The sequence below is a fragment of the Rhodococcus gordoniae genome (assembly GCF_001646655.1).
In the GTDB taxonomy this organism is placed as follows: Bacteria; Actinomycetota; Actinomycetes; order Mycobacteriales; family Mycobacteriaceae; genus Rhodococcus; species Rhodococcus gordoniae.
Map to the genome: position 1 here is coordinate 189660 of NZ_LPZN01000003.1, position 24083 is coordinate 213742.

Sequence of the window (24083 nt, forward strand, 5' to 3'; positions counted from 1 at the left end):
ATCCTCAGAGTTCTCCGGAAGAATCGACACTCATGACGCAACGGAAGCGCAACCGCACCGTCACGATCGCCGTCGTTCTCGTCGCGGCGCTGGTCGCCGTCCTGGTGGGCGCGGAGGTCTACGTCCGCAACCGCGCGACCACCTGTCTCGCCCAATCCTTCGAGAGCGAGCTCGGTACCGGAGTCGACGTTGACCTGAGCTGGAAACCGGTACTGCTGCAACTGCTCGACCGGCGGGTACCCTCGGTGTCCCTCGACAGCGACGACACCGCCTTCGGCCCCGCCCAGCAGATGCAGGTGCACGCCGAGGTCGAGGATGTCGACCTGCGTGATTCCGCAGAGGGTGCCGGCACCATCGGCAGCTCGAGCGCCGATGTGTCGTGGCCCGTCTCCGGGATCCTCGCGACCGTGCAGAGCCAGTCGGTGGGAGCGCTCGTCACCGACGTCACGGCCGACGAGAACGCGGGCACCCTCACATTCACCGTCGGCGGGCAGGGTCTTGCGGAGTTCACCGCGCGGCCGGTGGTGAACGGCGGCGTGGTGACGGTCGAGACGACCGACGCGACGATCCTCGGCATCGGGCTCCCGACGGCCCTCGTCGACGGCGTCGTGGAGATCCTCGCCTCGGGTCTGCAGCAGTACCCGCTGGGCATGCAGGCCACCGAAGTGGGCGTCACCGACTCGGGCGTCGAACTCCGCCTCGAAGGGGGCCGCTTCGTGCTGCCGGAGAACCCGCAGGGACAGCCGGGACAACAGCAAACGCAACAGCAGAGCAGCTGCGGCCTGCTGTCGTGACCGGCAAGGTCGGCCCTGCGGACCGTCCAGCACTGCTCAGCCCTGCAGACCGTCCAGCACGGCGCGGCTGCCGGACAACCCGAGGCGTGTGGCCCCGGCCTCGATCATCGCGACCGCGTCCTCCGCGGTGCGGATACCGCCGCTCGCCTTGATGCCGAGCCGGCCGCCCACCGTCTCCGCCATGAGCGCGACCGCGTGGGTGGTGGCGCCGCCCGCGGGATGGAAGCCGGTGGAGGTCTTCACGAAGTTCGCGCCGGCTTTCTCCGCCGCGCGGCACACCTCCACGATCGCCTCGTCGGAGAGGACCGCGGACTCGATGATGACCTTGAGGACCGGGCCGAATCCGATCGATTCGCGCACCGTGAGGATGTCGGCGAGAACGGCGTTGTAGTCGCCGCTCACGGCAGCACCCACGTCGATCACCATGTCGATCTCGCGCGCACCCTCGTCCACGGCGAGTCGCGCCTCGGCGCCCTTGATGAGCGAATGGTGCTTGCCCGACGGGAATCCGACGACCGTCGCGACCGTGACCCCCTCGGCCCGCAGGGGCAGCATCGACGGCGACACGCACACCGCGTACACGCCGAGATCGACAGCTTCGTCGACGAGGGCCCGCACGTCCTGCGAGGACGCTTCGGGCTTGAGGAGGGTGTGGTCGATCATCGACGCGACCTGCGCGCGGGTCAGCGGGGTTCCGGACATGAGTGCAGCTTCCCACACGACGGGCCCGACGGTTCGGCACCGCATGTCGTTCGGCCGCATGTTCTCCGGCACCGCACCCTGCCTTCGGTAATCCACTCGCGCAGGAGGCCTCCGGCCACCCACAATGATCGCGTGCTGATCCGTCGAGAGCTTCCTGCCGACATCCGTGCGATCGCGGACGTGCACCGCGCCGCCTTCGCTCCGTTCGCCGCGCCGGGCCACGAGCCGGTCGAGCCCGGTCTCGTCGCGTCGCTGCGCGCGAGCGACGCGTGGCTGCCACCCTTGTCGCTCGTCGCCGAGGACGGCGCGGGCGCGATCGTCGGGCACGTCGTCGCTACCCGTGGACACGTCGGCAGCACGCCCGCGTTGGGTCTGGGTCCGCTCGGTGTCCGACCCGACCTGCAGCGTTCCGGTGTGGGCAGCGCACTCGTCCACGCCGTGCTCGGTGCGGCGGACGCGCTGGACGAGTCGCTCGTGCTCCTGCTCGGACACCCCGGCTACTACCCCCGTTTCGGTTTCGTGCCCGCCGCCGAGCTCGGGATCTCCCCGGACGTCGAGGAGTGGGCCTCCCACTTCCAGGCCCGGGCGCTCACGGCACACGACCCCGCGCTTCGGGGCACCTTCCGGTATGCCGAACCGTTCTACGATCTCGAGGACCAGGGATGAACGACGAACGACGGGTCGAGCCCGAGAATCCGTGGACCGACTCCACCGAGACCGCCCGCACCTTCGACGCGGCGAGTGGTGATTTCGACGACCTCACCCCGGCGGTGTGGGGTCCGGCCGGACAGGCACTGGTCTTCCAGCTGGGCGTCTCCCCGGGCGAAGCGGTGCTCGACGCGTGCTGCGGAACGGGATCGTCCGCGCTTCCCGCCGCCGCGGCCGTCGGGCCCGACGGACTCGTCCACGGCGTCGACATCGCCGACGAGATGCTCGAACGCGGCCGCCTGAGCGCGGAACGCCGCGGCCTGAAGAACATCGAATTCGTCTGCGCGGACGCCTCGAGGTGGGAACCGCCCTCGGACGTACCCGCTCCCGGCTACGACGTGCTGGCGGTCTCCTACGGGGTGTTCTTCCTCCCGGACATGGACCGCGCCTTCTGGCGCCTCGTCTCCCTCGTGCGGCAGGGCGGACGCGCCGGTGTGACGGTGTGGCGACGCGGGGCGATGGAGGAGTTCTCGTCGATCGTGTTCGACGTCGCGGCCCGCCACTCCCCCGAGCCGCGCGACCGCGGCGCTCTGCGCGATCGCATGCCGCTGCACCGGATCGACACTCCGCGGACTCTCGAGGCATGGCTCACCGATGCCGGAACGGATTCCGTGGAGGTCCGCACCCTGTCGAATCTGCTTCCCGCGACCGACGAGCTGTGCTGGTCGCTCGTGACGGGTACGGGTCTGCGTGCGGCACTGACAGGGCTCGACTCCGAGCAGGTGGCAGCGGTACGGCACCGGATCGCCGACGAGGTCACGGCACGCGGCCTGCACACGATCGACGCCACCACTCTCGTGGCGACGGCCACGGTGCGGCGTCCTCCGGTCTCGGGCTGACGACCGGCGGACGCGCCCTGCGCAGCACCTGAGACAATCGGAGTCATGACGCTCGCCTCCTCCGCCGACGATCGACGTTACGTTCTGACCCTGGGCTGCCCGGACACCACCGGGATCGTCGCCCGCATCTCGACCTTTCTCGCGGAGGTCGGGGGTTCGATCGTCGAAGCGGCCTACCACGCCGACCAGGACACCGGCTGGTTCTTCACCCGTCAGGCCGTCCGGGCGTCGTCGATTCCGTTCGGCCTCGACGAACTGCGCGAGAAGTTCGCGGGCGTCGCAGCCGACATCGGTCCGCAGACCGAATGGACGCTCTCCGACACCGGCAAGCGCAAGCGCATCGTGCTGCTCGTCAGCAAGGAGGCGCATTGCCTGCACGACATCCTCGGGCGGGTCGCAGCAGGCGAACTCGACGCCGAGGTGTGCGCCGTCATCGGCAACCATCGCGATCTCGAACCGGTCGCGCAGCGGCACGGCATCGAATTCCACTACGTGTCGTTCCCGAAGGATCCCGCCGAGCGCGGCCCGGCCTTCGAACAGGTGCGCAAGCTCGTCGACGCCTACGACCCGCACGCGGTGGTCCTCGCCCGGTTCATGCAGGTACTCCCGGAGGCGCTGTGCGAGCACTGGGCCGGACGGGCGATCAACATCCACCACAGCTTCCTGCCCTCGTTCATCGGCGCACGGCCCTACCACCAGGCATTCACGCGTGGTGTGAAGCTCATCGGCGCGACCTGCCACTACGTCACCGCCGAACTCGACGCCGGACCGATCATCGAGCAGGACGTCATCCGGGTCAGTCACAGCGACAGCGTCAGCGACATGGTCCGCCAGGGCCGCGACGTCGAGAAGCTGGTGCTCTCGCGCGGCCTGCGCTGGCACCTCGAGGATCGCGTGCTGGTGCACGACAGCAAGACCGTCGTCTTCCGGTAGAACACCGGCCGGCGCCGGCGAACCGACTCAGCCGACGGGCACTCCGGCTCGTTCGACGAGGTGCGCGAGCTCCTCGTCGAACCTGTCGATCGCTTCGACCGAGCTCATGTGCCCGATGCCGTCGAGCACCACGAGACGTTCGAGATTGCCCGCGCGCTCGAGTTCCTCGGCCAGGCGCCGAGCGTGTACGGGCGGGGTGAGACGGTCTGCCGTGCCGACGAGCACCGTCGTCGGCACGGTGAGATTCTGCAGGCCCTCCCGGATGTCGAGAGCGCTCAGTGCCCTGCCCCAGCCACCCCGCGTGCGCGGCGGGCACCCGAGCACGATCCGTTCGCAGAACGCCACCTCCGCGGCGCTCGCACCGGGCGAGAGAGCCACGTAGCGCAGTGCCCGGGTCGTCACGGCGGACGACGCCAACGGGACCGTCGCACCCATGAGCCGGCTCGCCACAGGTGCCGGTACCCGCGGGAAGCGTTGCGGCAGAGGCACGATTGCCGAGTCGGCGACCAGCCGGTCGGTGCCGGTGCTCGCGAGCAGCACACCCGCGACCGTGCGATCGACGTTCTCCGGGTACTTCTCGGCCCACGCGATGATGCTCATCCCGCCCATGCTGTGGCCGGTGAGAACTGCTTTCGAACCGGGACGCACCACGGCGTCGAGAACCGCCTGGAGATCGTCGGCGAGTACGTCCGCTCCCAGCGACCGCGCCCCGGCCTCGCTGTCGCCGTGCCCACGCTGGTCGTACACCACGACGCGGTAGTTCTCCGCGAACGCGTTGATCTGCGGCGTCCAGTAGGCGGCATTGCACGTCCAACCGTGGCAGAACACCAGCACGGGGGCATCCGCGTCGCCGTACGCGAGCACGTTGAGGCGAGCACCGTCCTCGGTGCGCACGTCGACAACCTCGGGTTCGATCTCCGGCTCCCGCAGCAGGGCGTGCGGCGCGACATCCTCGGCACGCACGACCGCCCGGCGACGTCGGCGAACGAGGACGGCGGTGGACGCCGCGGCGGCAAGGACGATCGATCCCGCGACGATCGACGCGGTCGGGGACGGCTTTCTCACGGGTGCAGATCTCCTGTCGGTTCGGTGGAGCGGCGCGGTGTCACAGGACGTGCGCGCGACGCAGCAGCAGGGTGGACGGACCGCCGACCAGTCCCACCTCGTCGAGGAACTCGATGGTGCGGCGGGTGCCCTGACGGAGCCTGTCGTGATAGTGCTTGTTCTCCCGCGCGGCCTTCTTCGCTTCGTCGACGTCGAGTCCGGCCGCGGCGTACACCTGGTCGTTCACCAGACTGGTGACGACGAAGTAGGCGCTCACCCCGAGGTGGAGCCGGATCCATGCTCGTTCGAGGCGGCCGAGTCGCGCCGACCGCCTGCGGGTCTCCTCGCGGGCGTAACGGATATGCCGCGACTCCTCCACGACGTGGATGTGACTCACCGTCCGGGTGATCGGCTGCACCCGTTCGTCGCGCAGGAAGTCGCGCTGCATCATGTCGAGGATCTCCTCGGCGAACAGGGTGCCGCCGTAGGCGAGAGCGCCGCGAGCCACAGCCTTGAACACCCGGCCCGTCTCGCGGATCCAGCGCCGGGGACGATAGGACGGTATCCCGTACCGCTGCGCCGACCGGGCGAACATGACCGAGTGCCTGCATTCGTCTGCGATCTCGGTGAGACCGAACTGCACGTAAGGGGTCGCCGGATCGCGCCGGTAGAGATCGCGGACGAGCATCTGCATGAGGATCATCTCGAACCAGATGCCGGTACCGGCGATGCTCGCGGCCTCGTGCTCGGTGAGGGTGATGCGCTGGTCCTCCGACATGCGTTCCCACAGGTCGGTGCCGTACAGGCTGCACCACTCCGGCGTCATGCCGTACTTGCCGTCCACGAGTGGCGCGTCCCAGTCGATCTCGAGCCCGGGATCGTAGGACAGCCGTGCCGCCGAATCGAGCAGGCGTTGCGCGGTCTCCTGCCGGGCGTCCGCGGAATGTTCACCCGGCAGGCTGTCGTGCTTTCGCAGGAGCGTCATCGCCGACCACCTCGTCTCGGAAATTATCCGTTACCCGAAGTGTCATTATCTGGATCACACTTGTCAAGCGAGCCGCACGCGCATGCGCCCTACCACCGAGGACGCCGAACCTCCCCGGTCACCACCGAGGACGCTGAACCTCCTCGACACGCGGACGGACGTCCACGAGGTACACGCACACCGCCACCACCGCGATGATGCCGAGCAGACCGACCGCGCCGAAGACGACGAGGACGAGCAGCGCGGCCACGAGGATGCCGAGCCAGATGGGTTTGCTCAGCTTGTCGACGGCCGGAAACGCCTCGGCGGGCTGACGCACCACGTGGAACAGCGCGAATCCCGCCCCGGCAATGGCGATGATCTGCAGCGCGAGGATGATCAGACCGGCAAGAGAATCGACATTCGTCACCTCACCAGTCTACGAGAATCGGCCCCCGCGCGAGTTCGCGCAGGGGCCGATCGATCGCCGCAGGTCAGGAGCCGCTGGTCTTGCGCGGCGCCGCCTTCTTGGCAGGGGTCTTCTTGGCCGGAGCCTTCGCCGCGGGCGTCTTGGCGGGGGCCTTGGCCGGGGTCTTGGCCGGAGCCTTCGCCGCGGGCGTCTTGGCGGGAGCCTTGGCCGGGGCCTTCGCGGGGGCCTTGGCGGGGGTCACCGCGACCGGCTCGACCGGGGTGGCCACCGATTCGACCTTCTCGGCAGCCTTGTCGGCCGCCTCGCGAACCTCGCCGCGCGCCGACTCGACCCGTCCCGCGGTCTCGGAGCCCGCCTCCTCGGCACGCTCACCGAGTGCGACGACACGCTCGGCGGCCTTGTCGCCGGCGCTCGACACGGCCTCGCTCACGTCGTCGCTCGCCTCCGAGATGCGGCCGGCCGCACGACCCGCGAGCTTCGCGGCCTGCTCGCCGACCTCGCGGGTCCGGCGGGCCACCGTCCCGAGGGCTTCCTCCGTGAGATCGGCGGCGTCGCCGAGCACCGCTTCGGCACGACCGATGCCGTCCTCGAGGCCCGGCTGGGTACGCAGGCGCTCGATGGTCTCCTCGCCGCGCTCGGCGAGAGCGGTGTAGAGGTCGGAGGCCACCTTCAGGTACGCCTCGGCCACCTTGCGCAGTTCGTCGGAGCTGAAACGCTCACGCAGTTCCGCGATCTCCTCGGGCAGCTCCGCCGGAAGTTCGGCGAGACGCTCGCGGAGGGATTCGACGGTCTCGGTGAGATCGGCGGGCAGGGCCGCGAAGCGGTCGCGGGCGGTTTCGACCCGGTCGGCGACCTCGTTGCGGTTGGTTTCCGCACGACGACGCGCCTGGGCCACGAGGTCGGCGACGGCCTGGACGACGGCGTCGCCGGCACCGACCGCGGCGTAGAGGGAGGTTCGGATGCTGGTGGGATCGGTCATGGAGATTTCTCCTCGTCGAAGTCTGTCGGATGGTCGGGCCGGGCATCGCCGGCGTCCTGCCGGTTCTCTCGGCAGAACGAGTCGTAGATGTCGAGCAGGACCTGCTTCTGCCGTTCGGTGAGAACGGTGTCGACGAGCACCGCATCGCGCACGGCGCTCTCCGCTCGATGCTCGAGGATCCCCGCTCGTACGTAGAGAACCTCTGCCGAGAGCCGCAGCCCCTTGGCGATCTGGGCGAGCACTTCTGCGGACGGCTTGCGCAGGCCGCGTTCGACCTGGCTCAGGTACGGGTTGCTGACACCGGCCAGTTTCGACAACTGACGGAGTGAGACCTGAGCAGCCTCGCGCTGGGACCGGATGAACGCACCGATGTCCTGGGCGGCGTTGTTGACCACCCGTGCGGCGATATCCCCCGGCCCGGCACTGTCGTCCGGCGTGTCCGAGCCCTCGATCGGATCTGGTTCCGTGGACACGAGACCCACTCTACGGACAGGTGCTAGCTACAGCAAGCACTCTGCTAGCACGTGACGGGTGTCACGCGAACAGCAGTTCGGACACCGTGTAGATCGCGAGTCCGGCGAGCGAGCCGACCACCGTGCCGTTGATGCGGATGAACTGCAGGTCGCGCCCCACCGCGAGCTCGATCTTGCGGCTGGCTTCCTCCGCGTCCCAGCGCTCGACGGTCTCGCGGATGACGGAGGTGATCTCGTCGGCGTAGTTGGCCGCGACGAAGCGCACCGCGTCGAGCAGCCAGCCGTCGATCTTGGTTCGCAATTCGGCGTCCTCGCGTACCCGGATACCGAACGCCATGACGTTCTCCGCGATCTTCGTGCGCAGCGTGCTGTTCGGGTCGTCCACCGAGTCCAGGATCATCCGCTTCGCCGTCCGCCAGGTCGCCGCGGCGAGCCCGGTGATCTCGTCCCGCCCCATGATCTCGGCCTTGACCTTCTCCGCCTTGGCGATGGTCACGGGATCGCTCTGCAGGTCGCGGGCGTAGTCGGCCAGGAACTTGTTGACCGCGAGGCGCACCTCGTGGTCGGGATTCGAACGGATCTTCCACGTGAACTCCACGAGTTCGCGGTGGATCTTCTCCCCGAGCAGCAGGTCGACGAACTTCGGCGACCACGACGGCGAGTCGCGGCTGATCACGCGATCGATGGTCTCCTGACTCCCGAGCGCCCACTGGTGCGCTCGTTCGGCGAGCATGTCGACGAGCGGGAGGTGCCGGTTCTCGGCGAGCAGCTCGGTGAGGACACGCCCGAGCGGCGGTCCCCACTCCGGTTCGGCGATGCGTTTGACGATGGTGTGGTCGATGATCTGCTGGATGTCGTCCTCCCGCAGGATCCCGACCACACCCCGCAGGACCGTCGACGTCTCCTTGGCGACCCGGGCGGCGTTGGCGGGTTCGGCGAGCCAGCTACCGACCCGCAGCGGGATCTGCGCCGACTCGACCTTGGCGGACACCACTTCGGGGGCGAGGAAGTTGCTGCCGACGAACGAGCTCAGGTTGGCACCGAGCTGGTCCTTCTTCCGCTTGATGATCGCCGTGTGCGGGACGGGAATCCGCAACGGGTGCCGGAACAGGGCGGTCACGGCGAACCAGTCGGCGAGCGCGCCGACCATGCCGGCCTCGGACGCCGCCCGCACGTAACCCACCCACGCCCCGGCGCCGCGGGTTTCCTGCCACCGGCAGAAGAGATAGATGATCGCGGCAACGACGAGGAACCCGGTCGCGACCGCCTTCATACGGCGGAGGTCTCGGCGTTTGATCTCGTCATCGGTCGTCAGGAGCTGCACCCGATCGATTGTGCCGAAAGTCGGCACTCGGCGGACGGATCGGCCTCGAGTTCTGAAGGACGGAAGGCCGGATCGTAGACTGAGCCGACGATCGACACCGAACGGATGTGCCACACAGTGTCCAGCAGACCGCAGACGACTCCGAACCCGACCTCGACCGAGGTCGTCCCGCCCGTCAAGCAGGACGGCCGCAAACGGCGCTGGCACGAACACAAGATCGCTCGCCGGGAAGAGCTCGTGGACGGCACCATCAACGCGATCCGCTCGCGCGGACACGAGATCGGCATGGACGAGATCGCCGCCGAGATCGGCGTGTCGAAGACGGTGCTCTACCGCTACTTCACCGACAAGAGCGACCTGACGACCGCCACGATGCTGCGGTACGTCGAGACGGTTCTCGCCCCCCGGATCTACGCGGCGGTGGCCGAGGATCTCGACGAGTACGACCTCACCCGGGAGGCGATCACGGCGTACGTCGAGACCGTCGCCGATGATCCCGAGGTCTATCTGTACGTGATGAGCAACAGCGCGTCGGCGGGACGCGACGTGGTGGCCGATTCCGAGCGGATGATCGCCGAACTCGTCGCGACCGTCCTGGGCGAGCGACTGCGACTGCTCGGGATGGATTCGGGTGGCGCCGTGCCCTGGGCGTACGGAATCGTCGGCGGCATCCAGCTCGCGACGCACTGGTGGATCTCGAACAAGTCGATGACCACCGAAGACCTCATCGATTACCTGACGATGATGATCTGGGGCGGCATGACCGGCATCGCCGGTGTCGCCGGATCGCCCATGCGCTTCAAGTCGCAGCCGCATCCGCTCCTGCCGGAGTCGTCGCCCGCTCCCTGATCGCCAGCTTTACCGTTACTCGGAGTAGCACGTATAGTGCGAGCATGAGCGACCACGCGGACGATCTGCACGACCAGGACGATCCCGGTTACCGCGGCCCTGCCGAGGTTGCCGTGGGAGACCGCACGGTCGGCGTCGATGTCGAGATCTCCGGCCGGTTCGATCCGCTGCTCGGCCGGCACGTGTGGCGGGGCCGGATCCGTAAGCTCGCCGAGGCTCTCGGCGGAGACCCCTCCCCCGCGCCGGGAACCACCGTGACCATCACGGTCCCGGGCGCGTCGGAGCCTGCGACCGCCCGCATCTCGGAGATCGATCTGTGGGGCAGCCACATGGTCGACGGCATCTCACGTCCGCCGTACCCGCTGCCGACCGACGCGAACGGCGTCCATTCGAGCGCCGACGCGAACGGTGTCGATCCCACCTGAGGCTCGTCGTGTGTGACACGCTTGGCCGATGACGAAGGACGATGTCTTCCGGCCGGCCTCGATCGTCGAAGCCCTCCGGGCAGGGCCCGACACGCGCGTCGCCGCCATCGACACGAACGCCACGCCGGGTTTCGACGGCGACAAGGCTCTCGGCGAGCGTCTGCTCACCGAACGCGGCGCCGTTCTCTCCGGACTCCAGGAGATGCTGTTCGCGGAGGGCCGGACCGGCGGTACCCGCTCGGTGCTGCTGATCCTGCAGGGCATGGATACCGCCGGAAAGGGCGGGATGGTGCGTCACGTCGTCGGTCACGTCGACCCGCAAGGCGTCGACCACACGGCCTTCGGTGTCCCGACCGCAGAGGAGAAGCGGCACCACTTCCTGTGGCGGATCTCGAAGGCACTCCCCCGCAACGGTCAGCTCGGCGTCTTCGACCGCTCACACTACGAGGACGTGCTCGTCGCCAGGGTGAGATCGCTGGTGCCGGAGAGCATCTGGCGCGGACGTTACGACGAGATCAACCGGTTCGAGAGCGAGATCGTCCGCGAGGGCACGACCATCGTGAAGGTGGCGATGTTCGTCTCGCTGGACGAGCAGAAGAAGCGCCTCGCCGAACGTCTCGAGCGCCGCGACAAGCATTGGAAGTACGACCCGAGCGACGTCTCGGAACGCGCCCTGTGGCCGCAGTACCAGCAGGCCTATCAGGACATGCTGGATCGGACGAACACCGACGAGGCGCCCTGGTACGTCATTCCGTGCGACCGCAAGTGGTACAGCCGTCTGGCGGTCACCGAACTGCTCATCGACGCGTTCGAGCGTCTCGACCTCGACTGGCCGGAGCCCACTTTCGACATCGAAACGGAGAAACGCCGACTCGCAGAGTCGTAGGATGACCGACTCGCAGAGTCGTAGGATGACCGACTCGCGGATCGTGAGGAGGCTGTGCGAGGTGAGTGACGCGAGCCGGCTCCCACCGACTCGCGTCGCGTACGGCCCTCAGAACAGGTGCGGTGTGTCGTAGTGCCGCTTGTGGTCGCGGCGAACGGTTCCGGTGACCATGCCGAATGCCGCTCCGAGCGCGACGACCGCAGCGAGCGCCGCGACGATCGCCCAGCCCTCGAATCCGTAACCGGCCGCGACGATCGTCAGGGCGATCATCAGGACCGAGGCCAGCGCGAGCGCGTAGGCGCTCCACGCCACGAAGAGATTGAGTTTCACGACCGGCCTCCTTGGACGAGGTGTGTCCCTCTCGGTGCCGACGGTACCTTCAGGTGACGCACATCACAACCGATTGGTGGCGTCCTTGCACACTTCGTAGCGCATGACGGCGAATTCCCCACTCTGCCCGATCTCGGTGAGACGCATCTCCACGTACCGCGGGAGCAGTGGTCGGCCGGATCCGATCGTCACCGGCGCGAACGAGACGACGAGTTCGTCGAGCAGGCCGTGCTCGGCGAACTGTCCGGCGAGGTCGCCGCCACCCACCATCCACAGGTCGCGGCCGTTCGCGGCTTCGGCCATCTCGGCGTAGACCTGCCGGACGTCCTTCTGCGTGAACCGGATGTCGCCGGGTTCGTCCCCCGCCCGGGCCACGGGCAGGTCGTCGCGATGCGTGAACACCCAGCAGGGCAGGTCGTACTCCCACTTGTCCGCACCCGCATGGTCGAGAACCCAGCGGTAGGTCGACGACCCCATCACGATGGCGCCGATACCGGCGATGAACTTCTCGTACCCGACGGGCCCGCCGTCCCCGGTCTCGCGGGTGAGCAGCCAGTCGAGCGAATGGTCCTCGGTCGCGAGAAATCCGTCCAGCGTGCTTGCGGTGTAGTAGATCATCCGGGTCATGAGCTGTTCCTGTTCCAGTCGAGTGGATCGCCGTGGTCGACGTCGAGGCCGGCCGCCCGCATCATGTGCCGAGCAAGTTGGCGGCGGTGCGCGGCGAAGGTGAGGACATGGGTGACCACTCCTGCGAGCACGAAGCTCTCGGGAGGGTCGCACAGGGCGTCGATGAGTACGTCGCCCCAGGCGCCACGGCGATGGATGTCGCGGATCGTCTCCACCCATCGCGGTGCGACATCGTCGAAACGTGCTGCCAGCGAGCCGATTCCACTGTCCGTTTCCACGGGCTGGTCGGCGCCGACCATCGACGCCAGCCAGACCTCCTTGGCGCGCACGAGGTTGCCGAGCACCCGCGACACGGACTCCTCGGGGCCGTCCCACTCGAGCACGACGAGGCCGGGGAACCGGATCCGCTCGCGTTCGTCGTCGTCGAGTTCCGCGGCACGGCCGAGGAGATAGCGGGTGTCCGCGAGATCGTGCTGCACCATCTGTGCCAGGACCTCGCGCTCCGGATGAGCGGGTGCCGCGGGCCGTTGCCCGTCCTCCTCGACCCAGAGATTGGTGGGCGGGTGGAAGTGGACACCGTTGGGGGCGGGGAGCCAGTGGTCGCTGCCGCCGGTGCCGAGCACCCGGGCGGTCACGCTCGGGGGATATCCGTAGGCGCGGGCGAATGCGCGTCCGAACCCTTCGACGCTGTCGTAACCGGCGGCGAACGCCGCATCCGTGACCGACCTGCCGTGGCGCAACTGCCAGGCGGCGCGTTCGAGCATCACCCGGCGGCGCAACGCCACCGGCGACTCGCCGGTACCGACCGCGAAGGTGCGGCTGAAATGCCACGGCGAGGCGTAGGCGTGCTGCGCCATCCGTTCGAGGGTTACGTTGTTCTCCTCGAGAACGGCGTCGAGCAGTTCCCGGAGTCGGTCACGGCCGAGGGTCATGCGTTCAGTGTCGCGTGCAGACCCCGGCCGCCGCCCGACCGTTCTTGCTCTCTCCCGACCCTACCTCGACGTCAGCCCGGCATGGTCTCGCCGCCGAGTGGGGCGAGCACTTCACCGCTGTAGTACGAGGACATCGTCTCCGACGCGAAGAATACGTAGGACGGGGCGATCTCGTCGGGCTGCGCGGCGCGCCCGAAGGGTGCCTGTTGCCCGAACTCGGACACCTTCTCGGCATCCATGGTCGCCGGGATCAACGGGGTCCACACCGGCCCGGGCGCCACGCAGTTCACCCGGATCCGCCTGTCCTGCAGTGCCTGCGCGAGCGAATAGGTCAACGCGATCACCGCACCCTTGGTGGCCGAGTAGTCGATGAGCGTCTTGTTGCCACGCAGCCCGTTGACCGAGGCAGTGTTGATGACGGACCCACCCGGCGTCAGATGCGGCAGCGCCGCCTTCGTCACGTGGAAGAAGCTGTCGATGTTCACGGCGAAGGTGTGCCGCCACTGTTCCTCGCTCAACTCGGCGAGGTCGTCGACGGGCTGCTGGGTGCCCACGTTGTTGACGAGAATGTCGAGTCCGTCGAGTTGCTCTACCGTCTCGGCCACCACCGACCGGCAGTGCTGCGCATCGCCGAGGTCGCCGGCGATGACGTGGCACGTGCGGCCCTCGCGTCGCACGAGGTCGGCGGTGTGCTCGGCGTCGCGGTGTTCTTCGAGGTACGCGATCGCGACGTCGGCGCCCTCCTTCGCGAAAGCGACCGCGACGGCACGTCCTATGCCGGAGTCGCCGCCCGTGACGAGCGCCTTGCGACCCGACAGCAATCCGCGTCCGACGTAGCCGCGCATCTCGTCGGCGGGACGCTCGGCCATGTCGTCGGTGTCACCGGGGTAATCGATGGTGTGGGGTTCTCGTTCGCGATCCTCGCTCATGGCCGCCGGATACCCACAGACCGTTGCGGTATTCACCGCCGGCATCGTTGTCCGGAGACCGGTATGCGCAGCTCTCGCCGCCCGCCCGGCCGTTTTTGCGAGCCTCCGAGCGGGTAACCCGGACTCATGGCCCACGAGACCCGGATGTGCGATGTGCACGACGCTCCGCTTCCCACGCCCCGCGGACCCATCTCCGCCGAGATCGTCGAACGTCTCGGCGGTCCGGTGGACGATGCCCCGTGGAATGTGACGACCGACGGCGCGGATGCCTACGGCGAGGACGTCCAACTCGCCCTCGCCGTTCTCTACGAGCTCCACTACCGTGGTTTCGCGGGTGTCGATCCCGCGTGGGAATGGGCACCGGCACTCCTCGGGGTCCGGGCACGCCTCGAGCGCGTCTTCCTCGATCGGTTGCGTGCCGACGTACCGGCCTCGGACGATCCGCAGAGCGTCCTCGAGGATCTGTGCTGCGAACCCGACGACTCGTGGGGTGTCTCCCACGAACTCGCCGCGAACGGCACGTGGGAGATGATGCGCGAGTTCTTCGTCCATCGCTCGATCTACCACCTCAAGGAGGCGGACCCGCACGCTCTCGCGATCCCCCGGTTGTCCGGTCGCGCGAAGGCCGCGCTGGTCGCCGTCGAGTTCGACGAGTACGGCGGCGGCCGTGCCGAGCGCATGCATTCGCGGCTGTTCGCCGACCTGTTGCTCGCTGCCGGCCTGAAGGACGACTATCTGGGATATCTCGACGTCGTCCCTGCCGTCACCCTCGCAACGGTGAACTTCATGTCGTTGTGCGGTCTGCACCGCGCGTACACACCGATGCTGGTCGGCATGTTCGCCGCCGCCGAGATCACCACCGCCCCGAGCGCCCGGCGCATGGTCGAGGCCCTCGAACGCCTGGATGCGGACGACGCCTGCATCCTGTTCTACTCCGAACACATCGAGGCCGACGCCGTCCACGAGCTCGTCCTGCGGCACGACGTGGTCGGTTACCTGCTCGAACAGGACCCGGCTCGGGCGCAGGACATCTCGTTCGGCGCGCAGGCCATCGAGTTCCTGGAGGGACGGCTCGGGAGCCATCTGCTGGGCAGCTGGGCCGCCGGCCGCAGTTCGCTCCTCACGTCGGCCGCGGCGCCGGCCTGATTGCCGGGTACGACGCAGCGAGGTGGAGCCTCGGGACGGTGCGTCCCGAGGCTCCACCTCGTTCGTGCCGGCATCCGGCTCAGTCGATGAGACCGGGTTCGTGTGTGGGGGTACCACCGGAGCCGCGGAGGCGGCGTCGACGGAGATTGACAGCGGACATCACGACACCGACGACGATGAGCACGGCCGCGGCGACGGCACCGACGAGCACCCATCCTTCGAAGCCGTCGCCCGCCGCGTAGAGGACGAGAGCGACGACGGCGATCCCCACGAGGATGCAGGCGTATCCGACCCAACCCGAAGCTCGGGACGCAGTGGTGGGAGCGTGAGCTCGATTCGATGGTTTCGTCATGCTCGTGGATACCGCATCCGGCCGTCCGTGAAACCCAGGGGTGACAAGAACGGGAACGGATGATTCTGCGCCGGAGAGTGTTACGACGGAATCCGCCGGCCGATCGGTCCGCGCTCGACGAGTGCGGCAAGGCGTTCCCGCGCGCTGCGCGGGGAGAGGACAGGACTGTCCGTGCCCGTCGCGCTGCGCATTCCGCGTACCGTCTCGGCCCACACATCAGGACCGTCGTGTTTCGGCGACCACCCGAGTTCGTCCCGGGCCCTGGTGCAGTCGAGCAGGGGGCAGGAGTACGCGAGATCGATCCAGCCGCCCTGCACCGGTTGCAACCGGAGGCGCCAGGTCGCTTCGGCGAGCACCGACAGCCCCCATCGCGGCACCGGAACCGTCGGGCAGTCGAACGGAGCGGCGAAATCCCGCGCTCCCACCGGAGTCGGCGCCGCCAGATTGAACGGACCGGGTACCCGACGTTCGAGGGCTGCGACCAGCGCATCGGCGACATCGTCGGAGTGCACGGCCGGAATGGTGAGACCGTGGTCGATCGGAATCACCGGCAGGTGGTTCGTGATGCCGGCGGGCACGAACTCGGGCAGCACGTAACGTTCGAGGCCCGAGCCGGAGACCAGTTGCCCGATGAATCCCGGTCGGAAACGCGTGAGGACGGGAACGTTCGTACCCGTCTCGTAGTCGTCGAGGAACTTCTCCGCCGCGACCTTGTCGACGCTGTACACGCAGGTGGGTACCCCGTCGCGACCCCACGACTCGTCCACTTCCCGGCCGTACGCACCGCCGGAGTAGACGGCGGCCGAGGACATGTGGACCACGTGCCGTACCCCCGCCTCGGCAGCGGCCGTCAGCACGGCGCGGGTGCCGTCCACGGCGACCCGGCGGAGGTAGTCGCGACGATGCGAGGGCTGGAATCCCCACGCGAGGTGGACGACGGCGTCGGCGCCCGCGAAGATCGGCGCCAGCACCCGTGCGGCGTCGGGATCGGCGAGGTCGACGGCACACCACGTCGCTGCCGCATACGGATCGCGCGCCGGAGGAATCCGGCGCGCGATCGCGACGATATCGAGTTGTGCGGGATGAGCGGCCAGCCGGCGCAGAAGCGCCGTGCCGACGTTCCCGCTCGCTCCGGTGACGACGATGCGTCGTGGCAGGCCGGTCCGTGAGGTCGAGGCCATCGGGATCGTCGGTGCCGTCCGTGTCGTCCGTGTGTTCCGGTCAGCGGGCCGAGTCCGCTGCGTCCTTCTCCGTCTGCGCATCCGCGTTCGGAAGAGCACCGGAGGCGTTCTCCAGGTGTGCGCGGACGAACCACTGGAACTTCTCGAGCTGGCCGGTCTGGCCGATCAGGACGTCCTCGGTGATCGGATCGAGCTTGCCGACCTCGTCGATGGCCTTGCGGTTGTCGGTGATCAGTCCGTCGTAGACGAGATCGAGGGCGGCGAGGTGCGCCTGCGCGGTGTCGCGGCCGACCGAGTAGTCGTCCCACGTGCGGTTCTTCTCGATGGCACCGGGCGTGCCCTTGGGGGAACCACCGAGCGCGGCGATCCGCTCGGCGACTTCGTCCGCGTATCCACGTACGAGCTCGACCTGCGGGTCGATCATCTCGTGGACGCCGATGAAGTTCGGGCCGACGACGTTCCAGTGGATGTGCTTCAGCGTGAGGTGCAGGTCGTTGTAGGCACTCAGGCGCTCCTGGAGAATCTGCGCGGTGCGCGAACCGTCGGCATCGCTCAGGCCGGGAACCGTGTAGCTCGACTTCGACATATCTACCTCCAGAATGCTCGGGTGTGTCGGCAGACGGATACCCGGGACACGGGGAGATCCAAACCTCCGGGCGTACTCGATGACCTTCGACCGGTGCGGAAGGACTTTCGTCCGAATTTCTCCTGTCACAAACGTTTGGAAACGGACCAACCCGGTTATTCGATCGCCGGGCTCCGAGGCTTCCAGGTCTCGGACATGACATCTGAGGTGGCGACAATGATCATTCTGGGTCTGATTCTGTTGGTGGTGGGGTTCTTCACGGGTATCTCCATCCTCACCACACTCGGAGTGATACTCCTGGTGATCGGCGTGATCCTTGCGATCCTGGGCGCGACGGGCCGGGCCATCGGCGGACGCGCACACTGGTACTGACCCCTTCGACAGTCCGTGCCGGGAGGAGACGTCCGGCACGAGACAGGACTCAGGATCCCGGGTGCTTCCGAGCACCCGGGATTCGTCGTTTCCGGCCTGTTCACCGCCGGGGGTTCACCCGCAGGTCGCCTCGACCGGCCGACCGGCTCCCCGGACACGGCATCCGGGCCGGCCCCGTACAGGGACCGGCCCGGATTCGCGGTGGCGTCTCGGTTTCGCGGTGTCGTCTCAGTGATGTTCGGTATCGGTGCGCGCAGCTGCCGTCTTCGGTTTCCGGAGGGCGCGATGACTGGTGTCGCACAGGGGGTACAGGGCGCTGCGGTGACAGCGGCATACGGCCACCACGAAGCGGTCCGACACCGTCTCGGCGCCGTCGTCGGCGACGATCCGGACCGGACCCTCCACGAGGGTCGGACCACCCCTCACCTGCCGCACCACCCGTGCTTCACATTCACCGTCCGCAGTGAGCTGTGTGATCTTCGGTGTACCACTCACGTTCTCAACCCCTCGTGCGGGGACGGTCGGCACGCACGACCACCACTTCTTCGGTCAGAGCCCCGGGTTCCGCCAGTTGTGTCGAATACAGATATCCCGCGCGGTTGCGCAGAACCGGCCCGAAGGGGATCCGGTTGCGGGCCACGACGGACGCCTCGAGATCCGCATCCCGCAGACGGGACAGCGTCGCATCCACACCGGTGAACTCCGAGTGCACGATCAACGCGAATCCGCCGGGAGCGAGCAGCGAGGGGAGACTGTCGCACAACGGATCGAGAACGCAGCGTCCGTCGGCGCCGGCATCCCAGCGGGCGTCACGGTTCTGTCCCTCACAGGGAACGTACGGCGGGTTCGACAGCACGACATCGAACGGACCGTGGAGCAACGCGTCGTCCAGGCTTCCCTGCCGGGCACGGATCGGCAGCCGGCGCGACCACGCGTTGAGGCGTGCGCTGAGCACCGCGCGTGGGTCGATATCGAAGGCCGTCACCGAGGAAGCGCCGAGCATGGCAGCATTCACCGCCAGAAATCCTGTCCCGGTACAGAAATCGAGTACGTTCGCACCTTCGGCACCGCCTGCGTCCGCAAGCGCGCCGGCCAGCAGATACGAATCCTCCTGAGGGCGGTACACCCCTGGAAGACGCCATACCCGCGGCGAATCCGATCCGTCCAGCGCCAGGGAAGCTGTCACGTCACACCACCTCGGTATCTCGAGCTCGACGGCATCTCCACCACACCGGGCCGAAAACCCGGATCCGTCCGTTCGCGGGCGGATACCCGTGTGACTTCCGTGTGAAACACGCCACCGACGCGCGAGTGGTGTCCGGTGTCACGAGAACAGCATCCGGCGAGCAGCATTTCGGACACGACGCGTCACCGGAGCAGTGCGTTTCCCGTCCGCGAGCGCGGCATGCGCGGCGTTCCAGCCACCCATCCCGTGGACTCCGCCGCCGGGATGCGCGGCCGCACCGGCGAGATACACACCGTCGACCGGAGTTCGCGGTCCGCCGAATCCGGGAGTGGGCCGAAGGAACAACTGCTGGTAGACCTGCGCGGTTCCACCGTTGACGGCACCGCCGACGAGATTCGCGTCGGCTGCTTCGAGGTCCCCGGGCCGCTGGACGTGTCGCCCGACCACACGTGCTCCGAATCCCGGTGCGTAGGCCTCGAGTTGCGCGTCGACACGCTCGGCGAGGCGGTCGGCTGACGCGTCGTCCGTGACGCCGCGCGGCAGATGTGTGTAGGCCCAGCAGCTTTCGGTGCCCTCCGGCGACCGCGTGGCATCGGTCGTGGTCATCTGCCCGAACAACAGGAAAGGCGATTCGGGGACAACGCCGGTGGACAGATCGGCCGACCACCTGATCATCGCGTTCGTGTCGGCGCCGACGTGCACGGTGCCGGCTCCGCTCAGCGAGGGCGAACGCCACGGCACACGGCCGTCGAGGGCATAGTTCACCTTCACCACCGGGGTGTCCCATTCGAACTTCCGGAGGTCGTCGAGCACGCGCGAACCGACGGCGGCGGCCGGGAGGAGACGCGTGTACAGGGCCGGAGCCGAGACGTCGGCAAGGACGGCACGTCGCACCTTCACCCGGTCGCCGCCCGCGGTGCGCACGGCGGACACCTTCCCGCCCTGCACCTCGATGCCCACCACAGGCGAAGTGCACCGCACCTCCGCACCTGCCGAGGTGCCGCGCCGGACCAATGCGTCGGTGAGCGCCCCCGCGCCACCGACCGGCGCGGGGAAGCCGACGTCCTGCGCGAGCATCGTGAGCATGTACCCCATGACGCCGCTTCCGGGCGCTTCGGGCGGGGTGTCGGCGTGCATCGCATTGCCCAGGAGCAACAGCCGCGCCGCCGAGCCACCGAACAGTTCGGCGGACATCCGGGTGACGGGCAACGCGAGCATGCGTGCGTAGCGCAGCAGGTCCCCCGTCTTCATGGTCCGCATCAGGTCGACGGAGCCCCGGACGGGTGGAAAAGGCCCGAGGAGCAGTTCGAGCAGTGGGCCGCGCACCTGCTTCCACTGTTCGAACAGGGCCAGCCACGCCGCACCGTCACCGACGCAGCGACGTTCGAGGTCCGCTGCCGTGTCCGCCGGATCCGGCGAGACGACGATCGCGTCCTCGTCGTGAGGGCCGAGCGGATGACCGAATGCCTTGGGCGATCGCGCCCACCGGAGGCCGTGCGACTCCAGATCGAGGGCCCGGAAGGCAGGTGAGGTCACACCGAGGGGATAGAACGCACTGAACAGATCGGCGCGGAATCCGGGATGGAGCTCGGCGCTGCGCACCGCTCCGCCGGGTTCGGGTTGCTCTTCGAGCACGAGGACGTCCCATCCCGCATCGGCGAGCACAGCGGCGGCCGTCAGGCCGTTCTGCCCGGCACCGATGACGACCGCATCCACCGTCGTGTCGCTCATTCGGTGGCGCCTTCGGCGAGCAGCACCAGTCGCCGCAGGCATTCCTGGTTCCGTGGCAACACCAGTTCCTCCTGCACACGATCGGGGACGTGTGCGTACGGTCCTTCGACGACGTGTTCGGCCATCGAGATGCGGGTGCCGCCGTCCCGAGTGGGTTCGAGGGAGATCGCGATCTCGGCCTTACCGAACAGCCAGGCGCGTGCCCGCAGCACGAGTTCCCGCTCGGGCACCATCGCGCAGACCTCGGTGTAGTCGTCGAGCAGGAACGGCCACAGGCCCACCGAATGGTGGATCCGGGTTTCCGGTCGGGGCCAGGCAGGGTCGACTGCTCGGATGCGGGACGCACCCACCACCCATCCCGCGTACCGCCAGCCGTCCGCGAGGATCTCCCAGACCTTCGACGGTGTCACCGGTGCCTCGATCGTCGCGATCCTGGCCATGCCCGCTCCTCATGTTTCTGGACGACAAATCGCTTGCGGCAGACGCATACCCCGCTACCGCAGGTGTCACACGAGATCGGGTGTCATCGCTGCTCGGAGGGGGTATACGGACCGGCATGGAACCCGAGAACACGTCCGTGAACCCGTACGCCTTCGTCTTCGCCCCCTCTCCCCTGCTCACGGTCACGCTCGAGAAGGCGCCGGACGGAAGCACCGAACTGCACGTCCACCCGGGCGGCCAGGGCTTCTGGATCGGGCGCATGGCCGCGACTCTGGGAATGGACGTGCATCTGTGCGGGCCCTTCGGTGGTGAATCGGGGTCGATCCTCGTGGACATGATCAACCGGGAGGGGCTGACGGTGCATCCGGTGCAGACCGCATCGGCCAACGGTTCCTACATCCACGACCGTCGGGAAGGCGAACGCAAGGAGATCGTGGAGATCGCCCCGCCGGCGCTCACCCGGCACGAGACCGACGACCTGTTCAGCGCGTCTCTGGCATCGGCAATGTGTGCGAAGGTCGCGATGCTGGGTGGGCCGCACTGCGACGAAGCCGTGCCCACGGAGGTGTACGAACGGCTGTGTGCCGACCTGGGAGCGCTGGGCATACCGGTCGTGGCCGACCTGTCCGGCCCCACCCTCGGTGCTGCCCTCGAAGGCGGGGTGACCGTGCTGAAGGTGAGCCACGAGGATCTCATCGAGGACGGTCGTGCCGAGTCCGACGACCTCGACGATCTCATCGAGGCCATGCACCGTCTCCACGACGACGGTGCCGCCTCGGTGGTGGTCTCCCGGGCCGGCGACCCGGCGATCGCATTCGACGACGGGAACCTCTGGGAGGTGGAGGCCCCCTCGGTGCAGACGGTGGATCATCACGGCGCCGGCGATTCGATGACCGCAGGTATCGCGTCGGCCTATGCCGCGGGCGCGACGTTCGAGGACGCGTTGCGTCTCGGCGCCGCTGCGGGCGCGGTCAACGTCACGCGTCGCGGTCTGGCCACGGGGCATCGTTCCGCGGTCGAGAAGATGGCCGAGAAAGTACAGGTCCGGAAGTTGAAGGGGAAGCGTTCATGAGAGCACTGATCGTCAACGACGACGGCATCGACAGCCCCGGTCTCGCACTGCTCGCCCGCATCGCCGTCGAAGCGGGATTCGACGTGCAGGTGGCGGCGCCCCATGTCGAGCGCAGCGGTGCGAGTGCATCGTTGACCGCTCTCCAGGACGAAGGAAAACTCCTGTTGAGCCACCGCCCCCTCGACGGTCTTCCCGACGTGGAATCCTATGCGGTGGAAGCTTCTCCGGCTCTGATCACCTTCCTCGCCTCGTACGGCGCGTTCGGGACCGCGCCGGACATCGTGTTGTCCGGGATCAACCTGGGCCCCAACACCGGTCACGCCATCCTGCACTCGGGCACCGTGGGCGCGGCCCTCACCGCGGCGAGCCACGGAGCCCGGGCGGTCGCACTGTCCCTCAACGGCACCGCTCCGTCCCAGTGGGAGACGGCCGAACTGGTGGCACGTCGGGCTCTGGAATGGGCGATCGAGAACACCCGTCCTGGTGCGGTGCTGAACGTCAACATCCCGGACATCCCGGTCGGCGAACTCCGCGGACTGCGCAGTGCTCCGCTCGCCGAGTTCGGTGCCGTCCAGGCGGAGATCGGGGAGGTCGAGAACGACGGCGACATCTCACGTGCCGTGCCCGTCACCTTCCGGGCGGTCGAACTCGACGAATCCCACGACAGCGACGCCGTTCTCGTGTGTCGGGGGTGGGCGACCGCCACCGTGCTGACGATGCCCTTCGAGGTGGCGGACGCCGACCTCGGCGCTCTGGAGTTCGCCCACTCGGACAGTTCGCAGCAATAGGTCCGGATCGCTCGGTCACGGAGGCCGTGACCGAGCGATCCGGCCCGCGAAAGATGTCAGGCCACTGCGGAATTCGACACGAAACCGGAGATCGGCGTCACCACGGGCTTCTCCGCACGACCGGCCGATTCCGTCACCGACCGCACGAAGTCACCGGCCTCGGCGATCGCACGCCGGCTCTCGGGAAGACTGTCGGCGAAGATCGGGAACGCGTGCACCTGGTGTCGCCACACGTGCAGGTCGCAGTTCACCCCGGCCTCCCGTACGGCCCGCGCCATGGATTCGGCGTCGCTGCGCAGCAATTCGTCGTGGCCGGCGTGGATCATCACCGGCGGAAGCACACTGAGGTCGTTGTCCAGCGGGCATATCAGCGGTCCGGGTTCCCCGTCGACGGTCAGCCGGGTGTGGGTGCCCTCGATGTACCGTACGAGCGACTGCACGGCCGATCCCGGGAACATCGGGCAGGCCGACCGCATGTCGTGTTCGGCGCGCCGATCCGAGTCGAGATCGACGAGCGGGGAGAGTGCGACGATCCCCGCCGGGCGGGGTAGATCGGACTCCGCGATCGCCAGGGCGGTCATGAATGCCAGATACCCACCGGCGGAATCGCCTGCGATGACGATGTCCTCCCCCCGGTAACCCTTCTCGCGCAACCACTCGTAACCGCGTACGGCATCGTCCACCGCATGGGCGATGGGAGCATTCGGCAGCATCCGGTAGTCGACGCTGAGAACCGCGCCGTCCGCGCGATCCGACAGGCTCACGGCGAGTGAGCGGTGGGTGTTCAGGCCGCACATGAGAAACGCGCCACCGTGCAGGTACAGCACCGCGCGCTTGGTCGACCGTCCCTCCGCTCGGATCCACTCGGCACTACACGAGCCCAGGTCGACGTTCACGTACTGCGCTCCGGAGGGCTTGGGGAGCAAGGACGCAGCGCCGTCGACGACCGACAGGGGCCACGCGAGGTCCGGCCGGGCCATCCATGCCCCCACGACCGGCTTCGCGAGTGCACGTACCGCGCCCCGCACGACCCGCGAGCGCACGCTACCTCCAAGATGGG

30 protein-coding genes are annotated in these 24083 nt (G+C 68.2%); 11 read left to right on the forward strand and 19 right to left on the reverse strand.

Annotated features, from left to right (window positions below; translation table 11 throughout):
- Window positions 1-32 precede the first annotated feature (32 nt).
- The gene (locus tag A8G18_RS02645; RefSeq protein ID WP_064062626.1) at window positions 33-794 is read left to right on the forward strand and encodes an LmeA family phospholipid-binding protein; all 762 of its coding nucleotides are present in this window, start codon (window positions 33-35) and stop codon (window positions 792-794) included.
- 36 nt (window positions 795-830) lie between these two features.
- Here the strand turns inward: A8G18_RS02645 and deoC are convergent, their stop codons facing one another.
- Complete coding sequence (deoC, locus tag A8G18_RS02650) at window positions 831-1496, reverse strand: deoxyribose-phosphate aldolase (protein WP_064062773.1); 666 nt, start codon at window positions 1494-1496, stop codon at window positions 831-833.
- Window positions 1497-1628: 132 nt separating this feature from the next.
- Between deoC and A8G18_RS02655 the strand changes: the two genes are divergently transcribed.
- The 3 genes from A8G18_RS02655 to purU are packed head-to-tail and all read left to right on the forward strand — an operon-like array spanning window position 1629 to window position 3976.
- Entirely contained in the window at window positions 1629-2162 is a 534-nt protein-coding gene (locus A8G18_RS02655; RefSeq protein ID WP_064062627.1) for a GNAT family N-acetyltransferase, read from the forward strand.
- A complete protein-coding gene (locus tag A8G18_RS02660) occupies window positions 2159-3043 on the forward strand; it encodes a class I SAM-dependent methyltransferase (RefSeq protein ID WP_064062628.1) in 885 nt (294 codons plus the stop codon). The genes A8G18_RS02655 and A8G18_RS02660 overlap by 4 nt, the downstream gene beginning before the upstream one ends.
- Before the next feature lie 45 nt (window positions 3044-3088).
- A complete protein-coding gene (gene purU, locus A8G18_RS02665; protein WP_016935297.1) occupies window positions 3089-3976 on the forward strand; it encodes a formyltetrahydrofolate deformylase in 888 nt (295 codons plus the stop codon).
- 27 nt (window positions 3977-4003) lie between these two features.
- Here purU and A8G18_RS02670 read toward each other — a convergent pair whose 3' ends face one another.
- From A8G18_RS02670 to A8G18_RS02695, 6 genes are all read right to left on the reverse strand, one after another.
- Window positions 4004-5041, reverse strand: coding sequence for an alpha/beta fold hydrolase (locus A8G18_RS02670; RefSeq protein ID WP_064062629.1), 1038 nt, complete (start codon window positions 5039-5041; stop codon window positions 4004-4006).
- Window positions 5042-5081: 40 nt separating this feature from the next.
- Window positions 5082-6005 carry an AurF N-oxygenase family protein gene (locus A8G18_RS02675; protein WP_016934517.1) on the reverse strand — a complete coding sequence of 308 codons (924 nt, stop codon included), beginning with the start codon at window positions 6003-6005 and terminating at the stop codon, window positions 5082-5084.
- Window positions 6006-6123: 118 nt separating this feature from the next.
- Entirely contained in the window at window positions 6124-6414 is a 291-nt protein-coding gene (locus tag A8G18_RS02680) for a DUF2516 family protein (RefSeq protein WP_016934518.1), read from the reverse strand.
- Between the two features lie 64 nt (window positions 6415-6478).
- Complete coding sequence (locus A8G18_RS02685; RefSeq protein WP_016934519.1) at window positions 6479-7393, reverse strand: hypothetical protein; 915 nt, start codon at window positions 7391-7393, stop codon at window positions 6479-6481.
- Window positions 7390-7866, reverse strand: coding sequence for a helix-turn-helix domain-containing protein (locus tag A8G18_RS02690; protein WP_026003373.1), 477 nt, complete (start codon window positions 7864-7866; stop codon window positions 7390-7392). The genes A8G18_RS02685 and A8G18_RS02690 overlap by 4 nt, the downstream gene beginning before the upstream one ends.
- 61 nt (window positions 7867-7927) lie before the next feature.
- Window positions 7928-9139 carry a DUF445 domain-containing protein gene (locus A8G18_RS02695; protein WP_425337685.1) on the reverse strand — a complete coding sequence of 404 codons (1212 nt, stop codon included), beginning with the start codon at window positions 9137-9139 and terminating at the stop codon, window positions 7928-7930.
- A gap of 156 nt (window positions 9140-9295) precedes the next feature.
- Between A8G18_RS02695 and A8G18_RS02700 the strand changes: the two genes are divergently transcribed.
- The 3 genes from A8G18_RS02700 to A8G18_RS02710 are packed head-to-tail and all read left to right on the forward strand — an operon-like array spanning window position 9296 to window position 11350.
- Window positions 9296-10039, forward strand: a complete 744-nt coding sequence (locus tag A8G18_RS02700; protein ID WP_115311496.1) for a TetR/AcrR family transcriptional regulator — start codon at window positions 9296-9298, stop codon at window positions 10037-10039.
- A 44-nt stretch (window positions 10040-10083) separates the two neighbouring features.
- The gene (locus A8G18_RS02705; RefSeq protein ID WP_016932926.1) at window positions 10084-10464 is read left to right on the forward strand and encodes a DUF4873 domain-containing protein; all 381 of its coding nucleotides are present in this window, start codon (window positions 10084-10086) and stop codon (window positions 10462-10464) included.
- A gap of 28 nt (window positions 10465-10492) precedes the next feature.
- Window positions 10493-11350 (forward strand): polyphosphate kinase 2 family protein, encoded by an 858-nt coding sequence (locus A8G18_RS02710; protein ID WP_016932925.1) that lies wholly within the window; start codon window positions 10493-10495, stop codon window positions 11348-11350.
- 108 nt (window positions 11351-11458) lie between these two features.
- Here the strand turns inward: A8G18_RS02710 and A8G18_RS02715 are convergent, their stop codons facing one another.
- The 4 genes from A8G18_RS02715 to A8G18_RS02730 form a co-directional block, all read right to left on the reverse strand.
- Window positions 11459-11680 (reverse strand): hypothetical protein, encoded by a 222-nt coding sequence (locus A8G18_RS02715; RefSeq protein ID WP_016932924.1) that lies wholly within the window; start codon window positions 11678-11680, stop codon window positions 11459-11461.
- A 63-nt stretch (window positions 11681-11743) separates the two neighbouring features.
- Entirely contained in the window at window positions 11744-12307 is a 564-nt protein-coding gene (locus A8G18_RS02720) for a dihydrofolate reductase family protein (RefSeq protein WP_016932923.1), read from the reverse strand.
- Window positions 12304-13239, reverse strand: coding sequence for a helix-turn-helix transcriptional regulator (locus tag A8G18_RS02725; RefSeq protein ID WP_064062630.1), 936 nt, complete (start codon window positions 13237-13239; stop codon window positions 12304-12306). The genes A8G18_RS02720 and A8G18_RS02725 overlap by 4 nt, the downstream gene beginning before the upstream one ends.
- A gap of 71 nt (window positions 13240-13310) precedes the next feature.
- Window positions 13311-14168, reverse strand: a complete 858-nt coding sequence (locus A8G18_RS02730; RefSeq protein ID WP_016932921.1) for an SDR family oxidoreductase — start codon at window positions 14166-14168, stop codon at window positions 13311-13313.
- 126 nt (window positions 14169-14294) lie between these two features.
- Between A8G18_RS02730 and A8G18_RS02735 the strand changes: the two genes are divergently transcribed.
- The gene (locus A8G18_RS02735; protein WP_016932920.1) at window positions 14295-15314 is read left to right on the forward strand and encodes an iron-containing redox enzyme family protein; all 1020 of its coding nucleotides are present in this window, start codon (window positions 14295-14297) and stop codon (window positions 15312-15314) included.
- A gap of 79 nt (window positions 15315-15393) precedes the next feature.
- On the opposite strand, the gene A8G18_RS02740 is transcribed toward A8G18_RS02735, so the two are convergent.
- The 3 genes from A8G18_RS02740 to A8G18_RS02750 all read right to left on the reverse strand — a co-directional run bounded on the left by A8G18_RS02740 (window position 15394) and on the right by A8G18_RS02750 (window position 17433).
- Complete coding sequence (locus A8G18_RS02740; protein WP_026003012.1) at window positions 15394-15666, reverse strand: hypothetical protein; 273 nt, start codon at window positions 15664-15666, stop codon at window positions 15394-15396.
- A gap of 80 nt (window positions 15667-15746) precedes the next feature.
- A complete protein-coding gene (locus tag A8G18_RS02745) occupies window positions 15747-16847 on the reverse strand; it encodes an NAD-dependent epimerase/dehydratase family protein (RefSeq protein ID WP_016932918.1) in 1101 nt (366 codons plus the stop codon).
- A 40-nt stretch (window positions 16848-16887) separates the two neighbouring features.
- Window positions 16888-17433 (reverse strand): Dps family protein, encoded by a 546-nt coding sequence (locus A8G18_RS02750; RefSeq protein ID WP_016932917.1) that lies wholly within the window; start codon window positions 17431-17433, stop codon window positions 16888-16890.
- Window positions 17434-17649: 216 nt separating this feature from the next.
- Here A8G18_RS02750 and A8G18_RS22955 point away from each other — a divergent pair, with 216 nt between their 5' ends.
- A complete protein-coding gene (locus A8G18_RS22955) occupies window positions 17650-17805 on the forward strand; it encodes a DUF6131 family protein (protein WP_006552398.1) in 156 nt (51 codons plus the stop codon).
- Between the two features lie 228 nt (window positions 17806-18033).
- On the opposite strand, the gene A8G18_RS02760 is transcribed toward A8G18_RS22955, so the two are convergent.
- The 4 genes from A8G18_RS02760 to A8G18_RS02775 form a co-directional block, all read right to left on the reverse strand.
- Entirely contained in the window at window positions 18034-18300 is a 267-nt protein-coding gene (locus A8G18_RS02760; protein WP_051017500.1) for a CDGSH iron-sulfur domain-containing protein, read from the reverse strand.
- Window positions 18301-18304: 4 nt separating this feature from the next.
- Window positions 18305-18931, reverse strand: a complete 627-nt coding sequence (locus A8G18_RS02765) for a HemK2/MTQ2 family protein methyltransferase (protein ID WP_016932914.1) — start codon at window positions 18929-18931, stop codon at window positions 18305-18307.
- 198 nt (window positions 18932-19129) lie between these two features.
- The gene (locus tag A8G18_RS02770) at window positions 19130-20722 is read right to left on the reverse strand and encodes a phytoene desaturase family protein (RefSeq protein ID WP_064062632.1); all 1593 of its coding nucleotides are present in this window, start codon (window positions 20720-20722) and stop codon (window positions 19130-19132) included.
- Window positions 20719-21162: an SRPBCC family protein gene (locus A8G18_RS02775; protein ID WP_016932912.1), complete on the reverse strand. Its 444-nt coding sequence runs from the start codon at window positions 21160-21162 to the stop codon at window positions 20719-20721. The genes A8G18_RS02770 and A8G18_RS02775 overlap by 4 nt, the downstream gene beginning before the upstream one ends.
- Before the next feature lie 116 nt (window positions 21163-21278).
- On the opposite strand from A8G18_RS02775, the gene A8G18_RS02780 reads away from it, so the two are divergent.
- Window positions 21279-22235, forward strand: a complete 957-nt coding sequence (locus tag A8G18_RS02780) for a 1-phosphofructokinase family hexose kinase (RefSeq protein WP_064062633.1) — start codon at window positions 21279-21281, stop codon at window positions 22233-22235.
- Window positions 22232-23023, forward strand: coding sequence for a 5'/3'-nucleotidase SurE (gene surE, locus A8G18_RS02785; RefSeq protein ID WP_016931997.1), 792 nt, complete (start codon window positions 22232-22234; stop codon window positions 23021-23023). Before A8G18_RS02780 ends, surE begins: the two co-directional genes overlap by 4 nt.
- 56 nt (window positions 23024-23079) lie before the next feature.
- Here the strand turns inward: surE and A8G18_RS02790 are convergent, their stop codons facing one another.
- Window positions 23080-24066 carry an alpha/beta hydrolase gene (locus tag A8G18_RS02790; protein WP_245207761.1) on the reverse strand — a complete coding sequence of 329 codons (987 nt, stop codon included), beginning with the start codon at window positions 24064-24066 and terminating at the stop codon, window positions 23080-23082.
- Window positions 24067-24083: the final 17 nt, after the last annotated feature.